Annotated in this window: 2 protein-coding genes and 1 pseudogene; all 3 read right to left on the bottom strand. The window is 63.4% G+C overall.

Annotated features, from left to right (window positions below):
• Window positions 1-1,252: pseudogene (locus AB4Z27_RS28520) on the bottom strand (ImcF-related family protein); the annotation flags it as partial.
• Between the two features lies 1 nt (window position 1,253).
• A complete protein-coding gene (locus AB4Z27_RS28515; RefSeq protein WP_441645915.1) occupies window positions 1,254-2,438 on the bottom strand; it encodes a hypothetical protein in 1,185 nt (394 codons plus the stop codon).
• Window positions 2,439-2,441: 3 nt separating this feature from the next.
• Window positions 2,442-3,417, bottom strand: a 976-nt coding sequence (locus AB4Z27_RS28510) for an SUMF1/EgtB/PvdO family nonheme iron enzyme (RefSeq protein WP_441645914.1), incomplete at its 5' end; no start/stop codon positions are given.

Raw genomic sequence — 3,417 nt, 5'->3', positions numbered from 1 at the left:
GCTCGATCTGCTGCTGCAGGGCGAGCAGCGCGTGCAGGCGGGCGGCCGAGTCAGGCGCCGACCGGAGGCCGTCGATGGCCTGCTGTGCGGCGTGAATGTCCCGCCCGTTTTGCACCCCGGACACCAGCATGCCGGCGCTCCACAGGCCGATGGCCGCTAGGGCCACCACCGACAACACCGTGGCCGGATGCCACCCCATGCGCCGCCCGGCATGGCGCCTTGCGGCTGCGCCGATGTGTTGCCAGAGCGGCAGGTCGATGCCGGCCTCGCTCTCTGCATCGCCAATCGCTGCCGGATACCGCGCAAACACGACGCCGCGCAACGGGATGCGCCGCCGGTGGCGGTTCACCCATCCCCCTACCCAATCGGCAATGGCCGTGGCGCGGGTATCGAGACGAGCAGACAGTTCGGCCATGTGGCGATGGCGGGGGTTCTGAATCAGTTGCTCGATGCTGTGATCCGATAGCCGGTTGCGCAGGGTGGTCAGTGCACGCCTGACGGCATCGGCATCCCATCGGCGCGGCAACTCGCAGCCGACTGGCGCGCTATCCCCGTCGGGAGCGGCATTCTCCTGCGCCACATCGATCAGGAAAACCGGCGCGGACCAGCGCAGTGTCTCGGCGATGCGGGCGAGGGTGAAGGGATGGGGATGCGTGATGTGGCGTTGCGACGGCAGTTCAGCTTCGCCGTTGGTGACGAGCAGCACCGCATCGATGGGACGACGGCGATGAAGTTTATAGAGCTGCGTGAGCCAGGCGATATCCGGTTGGCCGTCCTTGCCCGCCTTGCTCCACAGCAGCACCGCATCAGGGGTGCTCAGCCAGCCTTGTCGGTCCAGTCCGGGAACCAGCCGGCCGACTGCCGCGTCGTCCCCAGTCAGCAGTAGCCACGGCAGGGGGTCACGCCAGCGGAAGCCCCTCTGCGCGCGCAGCACTGCCCGGAGTTCTAGCAGATTCCCTACCGCCGACGCAGTGCCGGCCTTAGCCTCCATGATTGCCTCGCTGGCAGCCTCGGGGGGCTCCAATCCCTGCGCTTTAGACGCCTGCTGAACTTCGTGGCGAACCAGTCGCCGCCGAAACAATGCAACAACGGCCCACATCAACGCGCCCAAACCTATGGCTGCAAGCGCTACACGATGCTCAGTCAACCAAGGACGGATCTGACTGGCCTCCACCGAGAGGCCGACGTAGATGGCTGCCGCAACGAACGCGCCCGCAAGAATCAGCCATCGTCCCAGTGTGTAGCTTCGCAATTCACGCTCCTCCAGGCTGTACCGGCGCGACCACGCACAAGTGCACGCGCTCCGCGTCGGACTCCTGCCACGCGACCAACTGATGCGTCTTGCCGTGCCGTGCTGCTTCCAGTGCAAGGGCAAGGGCCATCCATCCGCTGACGGGCCCCGGGACGCCCAGCGCGTCTTCCAGCTGAATAACCGTCGGGTTATCCGCGCCTCCGGTGGATAGCGCGCCTAACATCGCAGTACTGCACGCCCGATTCAAACCGCTTGACCAGACTTGTTGCAAGCTGCCGGGCACGACCTGCATGTTCAGCATCGTGGAAACATCATCGGCCATAGCGGAGGATTGCGATGTCATGGGCCGACAGATACGTCCTGCCAACGCCTCAGGCTGCGCGCCAGACACTGAGCGACCGGCCGTGCGGGGACTCAGCAGTATTGCCGCGCCACCTTCGCTGAAGGTGTTCTCGCCGGCATCTGCCCAGATCTGCGCGGCAACAATCAGCTGTGCGGGCATCTGATCCTGACCGAGATTGGCTTCCAGTCGCGCCACGCAGCTTGTGGCGTCGGCAACGCGGATGTCGCAAGCGATCCCAGGCAATGCTTCCGCCAGCAGGCGTCCGCTCTCGGCTTTCCATTGGGCCGCGCCCGCCTGTGATGTGCCATCCAGGATCAGCACGACCTCAAGGGACCGAACATTGGCCAGATCATCGGCAAACCGGTCCACCACCAAACCAAGGAGTCGATCCCGCCGGATGTCGGCCTTGTCCTTCTCGCCCCAGTAGAAGCCGACCGAGCGTTGCAGGTTCACCGGCATGGCCACCTCACCCGCGACAAGCTGCTCCGCCGTTTGAATGGTTGGCAGAAACGCGACTGCGCGCACTGCCCCCAGATGATGTCTGGCCCACGCACGCCAAAGTGAAGCCAGCCGCGTCGCCTCCCGCTCGCTCTCGTCGGCAACGACTTGCTTCCGCTCCCACCGCGTGAGGATCATGCCGAATGGCACTGCGCAGACGCTGGCGGGGGCACCGACCAGAAGCAGCCAAAACTTCGGCGTGTGAGTCGATCTGTCTTGCGGCCAGAACAGTAGTACGGCTGCTGCGCCAATCCCCATGATCACGACGAGGATGGGCAGCCATATGTGTAGCTTGATCGCTTCCGGTCGCTGACGCGGCGGAACGCTGGGGATGGACCACGACATGGATCAACCGGCTGAAAGTGTGGAGTGCGTGGCAAAGATCGTGCATCCGCACGCCGATTTGCAGAGATGGGTGACCAGACGCTTCCCATCGGAAAACATGGTCTCATCGGCCTCGATGATCGGGTTCACGCCATGCCCTTCCCGTGGGCAGTACACGACATCACCAAGCAGGGCCGCGCGCTTTCCGCCTTCGAAAATGGTGGACGTTGCTGTCATCACATAGCCGCCATGATCGGTCGGATCCCCTTCAAATACGATTGCATTCATGATTTCTCCTCGGTTCGTGGATGGAAGACGCTGGGCGATGGGGTCATTGCGGCTGTGCGATAGCGCGGTCGATGTTTGCCACACAGCGAACAGTGTGCGATACGTTGAATCCGGGTCCAATGGCCCCGTTCGGATGTCTTTTCCAGTCATCATGGGATCGCGCTTAAAGCGCTTAATGTTGAGGCCGGAGGTATAGTCGCCCCCCGAATATCCCCGAATGGAGCGCAAAGTTCCGGTCGGCGGCCCTTTCGGATCGTGCTCCGGGCTGACTCGGTACCAGTCCTCGGCATACCAGTCCTGCATCCACTCCCATCCGTTCGCGTTCATGTCATACAGCCCGAGCGGATTGGGCGGGAAGATCCCCACCGGGTACAGCATGGCTCGGGTCACTGAGGACGGCTCATGAGGGTCGGTGTCAACAATAGGTTTCATTCGTTGGGCCTGATCATAGGTATCAATATTCCGGCCGAAATCGATATGCCCGTTGTCCGTCGCCCAGAGGAAGTTCTGGCCACGGCTACGGGCGGCGTATTCCCATTGCGCCTCGGTTGGCAGATCAAATAGCACACCGGTCTGCTTGCCTAGCCACTGGCAATAGTCCTTCGCCTGCTGCCAGTACATGCCGGCCGGTATCAACGGATGGCGGTAGAACCCCGGCGGCAACGGGTGGCCCGGTCTCCGCTCCATCCCGGCCCGGGGCCGGCCGGTCGCA

Origin of the sequence: Cupriavidus sp. KB_39, assembly GCF_052114485.1 — a bacterium.
Classification (GTDB): domain Bacteria; phylum Pseudomonadota; class Gammaproteobacteria; order Burkholderiales; family Burkholderiaceae; genus Cupriavidus.
The sequence above is the reverse complement of the archived record's forward strand: the minus strand, read 5'-3'. Positions and strand labels throughout refer to the sequence as shown.